Annotated in this window: 4 protein-coding genes; 3 read left to right on the top strand and 1 reads right to left on the bottom strand. The window is 68.6% G+C overall.

The features are described from left to right. On the bottom strand, positions 1–392 hold a 392-nt coding region (locus tag AAG801_RS12550), incomplete at its 3' end, for a DUF6502 family protein (protein ID WP_341888674.1). 157 nt (positions 393–549) lie between these two features. Between AAG801_RS12550 and AAG801_RS12545 the strand changes: the two genes are divergently transcribed. From AAG801_RS12545 to AAG801_RS12535, 3 genes are read left to right on the top strand one after another with little or no spacing between them, the layout of a single operon-like run. Beyond that, the gene (locus AAG801_RS12545) at positions 550–1,446 is read left to right on the top strand and encodes a hypothetical protein (protein WP_341888673.1); all 897 of its coding nucleotides are present in this window, start codon (positions 550–552) and stop codon (positions 1,444–1,446) included. Between the two features lie 11 nt (positions 1,447–1,457). After that, positions 1,458–3,311 carry a cytochrome C gene (locus tag AAG801_RS12540; RefSeq protein WP_341888672.1) on the top strand — a complete coding sequence of 618 codons (1,854 nt, stop codon included), beginning with the start codon at positions 1,458–1,460 and terminating at the stop codon, positions 3,309–3,311. Continuing rightward, a complete protein-coding gene (locus AAG801_RS12535) occupies positions 3,308–6,262 on the top strand; it encodes a cytochrome c3 family protein (RefSeq protein WP_341888671.1) in 2,955 nt (984 codons plus the stop codon). Before AAG801_RS12540 ends, AAG801_RS12535 begins: the two co-directional genes overlap by 4 nt. The last annotated feature ends 1 nt before the right edge of the window (position 6,263 follow it).

The raw sequence follows: 6,263 nt of genomic DNA, 5'->3' as shown, positions 1-6,263 counted from the left end.
GGCAGCGCGCGCGGCTGGCCGTCGCGGCTGCGGTAGCGGCGCGCCGTCAGCCAGCGCGTGTAGACCTGCGAGGACAGCGGCACGCCGCGCGGCGGCACGGACGCCGGACTGCGCGGCGCCTCCTCGATCGCGCGCACGTCCTTGCGGTGCACGCCCGACAGCACGCTCAGCGCCGAGTAGGTCGGCTGCACTCCGCCGCGCTCGAGCTCGGCGCGCGCCGCATCGACGAACACCGTCTTGAGCATGCCCGCGAAGGCGCCGTAGGAGATGCCGCTGCGCAGCAGCCAGCGTGCCACCGGCGCGAGCAGCACCGCCGCCTCGCGCAGGGCGAGCGCCGCGGTCTCCGCGTTCGGCGCCGCGGCCGGTCGGTGCTCCGGCTGGGGCCGGCTCATGAGTCGCTGCCTGACATTGAATGGGATCCTATCCCACGGCGCAATCACCCACAACGCGCAGGCCCGGGATTCGGGTTCGACCTCACGAAATGTTGCAAAGATGTGGGAAACATTCCCATAGGATGACCTTGACCTGATCCCGGCCATTTCATATCCCATGAGCAGCACCCTGGACGCCACGGCGCCCGCCGTCCCTCCCACCGCAGCGCCCGCGCGGCGACGGCCCTCGGGCGACGTCTGGGTCTATCTGGTGATCACGGCACTGGTGTTGGGCGCCTGGTGGATCTCGCGCCAGGGCTGGTTCAAGGCCGGCGACGACCTCGGCTACTGGCTCGGCGTGGCCGGCGGCACGCTGATGCTGCTGCTGTTCAGCTACCCGCTGCGCAAGTACGTGCGCCCGCTGCACCGGCTCGGCAAGGTGAAGTGGTGGTTCCTCGCCCACATGGTGCTGGGCATCGGCGGGCCGCTGCTGATCCTGGTGCACTCCACCTTCCACATCGGCTCGCTCAATGCCGCGGTGGCGATGTACAGCATGCTGGTGGTGGCCGGCAGCGGCGTGATCGGCCGCTTCATCTACCTGCGCGTGCACCGCAGCCTGTCGGGTCAGAAGAACAGTCTGCAGCAGCTTCAGTCGCGAGCCGGGCTCGACGAGTCGGAGGCCCGCTCGCGGCTGCACTTCGCGCCCGAGGTCGAGGCGCGGCTGCTGGCCTTCGCTGCGAATCAGCTCGGCGCCCGGCCCGGCTGGAGCACCTGGCTGCGCCAGGTGTTCGTGCTGCCGGCGCAGATGTGGGTCGTCTACTTCCGCTGTGCCGCCGAGTTGCGCCACCCGCTGCGCCAGCTCGCGCGCCAGCGCGGCTGGAGCCGCAGCGACCTGGCGCGCCGGCGCTACCTGGCGCGCAAGCTGGTGCGGCGCTACCTGACCAGCGTGGTCAGCGTCGCCCAGTTCACCGCATGGGAGCGCCTGTTCGCGCTGTGGCACGTGCTGCACACGCCCTTCGTCTACATCCTCGTGATCAGCGCCGTGGTGCACGTGATCGCGGTGCACATGTACTGACTGAGTGCGGGATGACCTCATGGACCGGCGCACTCGATCGACTCGCCCGCCTCGTGCTGGTGTGGGCCGCGGTCGCGATGCCGGCGATCGCGCCCGCGCAGTCGATCGAATCGGTGCTGTCGCCGGGCAAGGTGATCGAGGGCCATGTGAAGGTCGAGGACGACTGCAAGGCCTGCCACGTGCGCTTCGACCGCGCCGCACAGGATCGGCTCTGCATGGACTGCCATAAGGACGTCGGCCAGGACGTGCGGGCCAAGGCCGGCTTCCACGGCCGGCTCAAGCCGCAGGCCTGCAACGAGTGCCACACCGACCACAAGGGCCGCGGCGCGAAGATCATCGAGCTCGACAAGCAGCGCTTCGACCACGCGCAGACCGACTACGTGCTGCGCGGCAAGCACGTCAAGACGGAATGCGACAAGTGCCACGAGCCGGCCAAGAAGTGGCGCGCGGCGCCGAGCGACTGCAACGCCTGCCACCGCAAGGACGACGTGCACAAGGGGTCGCTGGGCCCGAAGTGCGCCGACTGCCACACCGAGAACGACTGGAAGGAAGCCAAGTTCGACCACTCGAAGACGCGCTTCGCCCTCGAGGGCAAGCACGTGGACACCAAGTGCGGCGACTGTCACAAGAACAAGGCCGACTACAAGGACGCGCCGCGCACCTGCATCGGCTGCCACAAGAAGGACGACGACGGCAACAAGGGCCACAAGGGCCTGTACGGCGAGAAGTGCGACAGCTGCCACAACGCGAAGGCGTGGAAACCGTCGACCTTCAACCACGACACCGACACCAAGTACGTGCTGCGCGGCAGGCACGTGAAGACCAAGTGTGCCGACTGCCACAGCGGCCACCTCTACAAGGTCAAGACGCCGACCGACTGCTACAGCTGCCACAAGAAGGACGACAAGCACAAGGAGACGCTGGGCAAGGACTGCGGCGCGTGCCACACCGAGCGCGACTGGAAGGAGAAGGCCAAGTTCGACCACGACAAGACCGACTTCCCGTTGCTGGGCAAGCACGCCGACGCGAAGTGCGACGCCTGCCACAAGAGCCAGATGTTCAAGGAAGCGCCCAAGCAGTGCATCGGCTGCCACAAGAAGGAAGACAAGCACGAAGGCACGCTGGGCGAGAAGTGCGGCGACTGCCATGGCGAGCGTGACTGGAAGACCACCAAGGGCCGCTTCGACCACGACAAGACGAAGTTCCAGCTGCGCAACGCGCACGCCCCGGCCAAGCTCAAGTGCGACGCCTGCCACAAGGACCTGAAGAGCTTCCGCAAGACGGCGATCGAGTGCTACGCCTGCCACCGCAAGGACGACAAGCACGAGGCGCAGCTCGGCCGGCAATGCGAGTCCTGCCACACCGACCGCGACTGGAAGGTGCCGGGCTACGACCACAACAAGACGCGCTACCCGCTGGTCGGCAAGCACATGAAGGTGACCTGCAAGGACTGCCACCTGACGCCGCGCTACAAGGATGCGGCGCGCGAGTGCTACGCCTGCCACAAGAAGGAAGACAAGCACAAGCTCGTGTTCGGCACGAAGTGCGAGAGCTGCCACAACGCGCGCAGCTGGGCGATCTGGGACTTCGACCACGACCGCCGCAGCGAATACAAGCTCGACGGCGCGCACCGCAAGGTGGCCTGCGAGGCCTGCCACACCCGGCCGGCGCCGGCCGGACGCGACTTCGCTGCGCTGGGCAGCGACTGCCTATCCTGCCACCGCAAGGACGACGTTCACGACGGCGGCTTCGGTGCGCGCTGCGACCAGTGCCACGTGAGCGACAACTGGAAGAAGGTCTCCAACCGGACGTTGCGCGGTTCCGCGCCGCCCGACAGGCCGCGATGGATGGGATGGCTGCAATGACACACCGCACACCTTTTCGATGGCTGCCGGCGGCACTGATGCGCCTGTGGCTGGTGCTGATGCTGCTGGCCTGCGCCGATGCGGTCCTGGCGCAGGGCGCGCCGGCGACGCGCAGCTTCGAGCACATCAAGACTGGCTTTGCGCTGACCGGGCAGCATGCCAACGAGCGCTGCGAGTCCTGCCACGTCAACGGCATCTTCAAGGGCACGCCGCGCGACTGCGCGAGCTGCCACACCGCGGGCACGCTGTGGTCGCGCAACAATGTCGTCAAGACGCAGAACCACGTGCCGACGCAGCTCGCCTGCGACGCCTGCCACAACACCCGCACCTATGCCGGCGCGAAGTTCAGCCACACCGGCGTGGCGCCTGGCAGCTGCAGCAGTTGCCACAACGGCTCGACAGCGCCGGGCAAGAGCAGCAACCACATCGCGACCACCGGCTCGTGCGACAGCTGCCACCGGACCAGCGCGTGGACGCCGGCCTCGGGCTTCGACCACAGCGGCGTGACGCCAGGCAGCTGCGCGAGCTGCCACAACGGCTCGCGCGCCACCGGCAAGAATGCCACGCACGTGCCGGTCGGCGCGCAGAGTTGCGACGCCTGCCACCGCACGGGTGGCTCGTGGCGCCCGTCGAGCTTCAACCACACGCAGATGGTGGTGGCCAACCAGTGCGCGAGCTGCCACAGCGGCGGCTTCCCGCCGGCCGACGGGCGCGGCGCGACCCACATCCCGTACCAGGCGCTCTCGGGCGTGGCGATCACCAACTGCGACAGCTGCCACAAGGGCGGCTTCGCCAGCTGGGGTGGTGCCAAGCTGCACGCGTCGGTGACCGTCCGCGCGCAGTGCAGCACCTGCCACACCGGCAGCTACCCGGGCGCGGAGGGCAAGCCCAACACGCCGATCCACGCCGGCCAGACGGTGTGCGAGAACTGCCACAAGTCGACCTCGAACTGGAACTCGGCAAAGGTCGACCACGCCACGTTCACCTCGGCCACCAACTGCACGAGCTGCCACAACGGCAGTGCCGCGACCGGCAAGTCCGCCTCGCACGTGCCGGTGGGCGCAACCAACTGCGTGAGTTGCCACAGCACCTCGACCTGGAACCCCTCGAGCTTCAGCCACACGCAGGTGACGGTGGCCAACCAGTGCGCGAGCTGCCACAGCGGCGCGTTCCCGCCCGCGGATGGCCGCACGGCCACGCACATTCCCTACCAGACGCTGTCCGGTGTCGCGATCAGCAACTGCGACAGCTGCCACAAGGGCGGCTTCGCGAGCTGGGGAGGTGCCAAGCTGCATGCGTCGGTGACGGTCCGCGCGCAGTGCAGCACCTGCCACACCGGCAGCTACCCGGGCGCGGAAGGCAAGCCCAACACGCCGATCCACGCTGGCCAGACGGTGTGCGAGAACTGCCACAAGTCGACCTCGAGCTGGAGCTCGGCCCAGGTCGACCACGCCACGTTCACCTCGGCCACCAACTGCACGAGCTGCCACAACGGCAGCGCCGCGACCGGCAAGTCCGCCTCCCACGTGCCGGTGGGGGCGACCAACTGCGTGCGCTGCCACAGCACCTCGACCTGGAGCCCCTCGAGCTTCAGCCACACGCAGGTGACGGTGGCCAACCAGTGCGCGAGCTGCCACAGCGGCGCATTCCCGCCGGCCGACGGTCGCACGGCGACGCACATCCCCTACCAGACGCTGTCCGGTGTCGCGATCAGCAACTGCGACAGCTGCCACAAGCAGGGCTACACCGCCTGGAGCGGCGCGAGGTTCCACGGCTCGGTGTCGGTGAGCACGCAGTGCGCCGCCTGTCACACCGGCAGCTACCAGCCGGCCACCGGCAAGCCGAACAACGCCACCCACGCCGGCGTGACGGTCTGCGAGAGCTGCCACAAGAGCACGACGACGTGGAGCTCGGCGAAGGTCGACCACGCCACCTTCACCGCGGCCACCAACTGCGGCAGCTGCCACAACGGCAGTGCGGCAACAGGCAAATCGGCCCGGCATGTGCCGGTGGGCGCGACCAACTGCATCAACTGCCACAGCGTCACCACCTGGAAGCCGACCAGGTTCAACCACACGCAGGTGGTCGTCACCAACCAGTGCGCGAGCTGCCACAGCGGCGCCTACCCGCCTGCCGACGGCCGCACGGCGACGCACATCCCCTACCAGACCCTGACCGGCGTGGCGATCGCCAACTGCGACAGCTGCCACCGGCAGGGCTACACGGCCTGGAGCGGCGCGCGCTTCCACAGCTCGGTCACGGTGAGCACGCAGTGCGCCACCTGCCACACGGGCAGCTACCCGGACGCGGTGGGCACCAAGCCGAACAACACCACCCACGCCGGCGTGACGAGCTGCGAGGGCTGCCACAAGTCGACCGCCTCCTGGAGCACGGTGACCTTCGCCCACAGCGCCGCCAACGCGGTGGGCACCGGCACCTGCGACAGCTGCCACAACGGCAGCGCGGCCAAGGGCAAGCAGAGCGGCCACATCCCGGTCAGCAGCGCAGCGACCAAGTGCGACAACTGCCACCGCTCGCAGACCAGCTTCGCGAGTTCGGTGACGATGAACCACGCCGTCGTCACCGCCACCACCTGCAAGACCTGCCACAACGGCGCCTACACCTCGCAGGGCGCCACCGGCGCGCTGGCCAAGCCGACCAACCACATTCCCGAGGCCACCCAGCTGCTGGGCGGCGCCAGCATGGACTGCAGGGCCTGCCACACGAGCACCGCCAGCTGGGGCTCGATGACGATGAACCACAACGGCAGCCAGGGCGGTGGCGCCGGCTGGTGCAAGGGCTGCCACCAGAGCGGCGTCAGCTACCTGGGCAGCATGGAGAAGAAGTCGCTCACGCATGAGCGCAAGACGCCGCCGGCGATCGACTGCTCCGAATCGGGCTGCCACCGGCCGCTGGGCAGCAAGGGCTCCACCTACAGGGAATGGGACTGAC

The organism is Variovorax sp. YR752 (genome assembly GCF_943372545.1).
The sequence above is the reverse complement of the archived record's forward strand: the minus strand, read 5'-3'. Positions and strand labels throughout refer to the sequence as shown.

Bases quoted from the DNA above. Each gene is read 5' to 3' on its own strand.
- AAG801_RS12545 (WP_341888673.1), top strand. From the start codon at position 550: ATGAGCAGCACCCTGGACGCCACGGCGCCCGCCGTCCCTCCCACCGCA.
- AAG801_RS12540 (WP_341888672.1), top strand. From the start codon at position 1,458: ATGACCTCATGGACCGGCGCACTCGATCGACTCGCCCGCCTCGTGCTG.
- AAG801_RS12535 (WP_341888671.1), top strand. From the start codon at position 3,308: ATGACACACCGCACACCTTTTCGATGGCTGCCGGCGGCACTGATGCGC.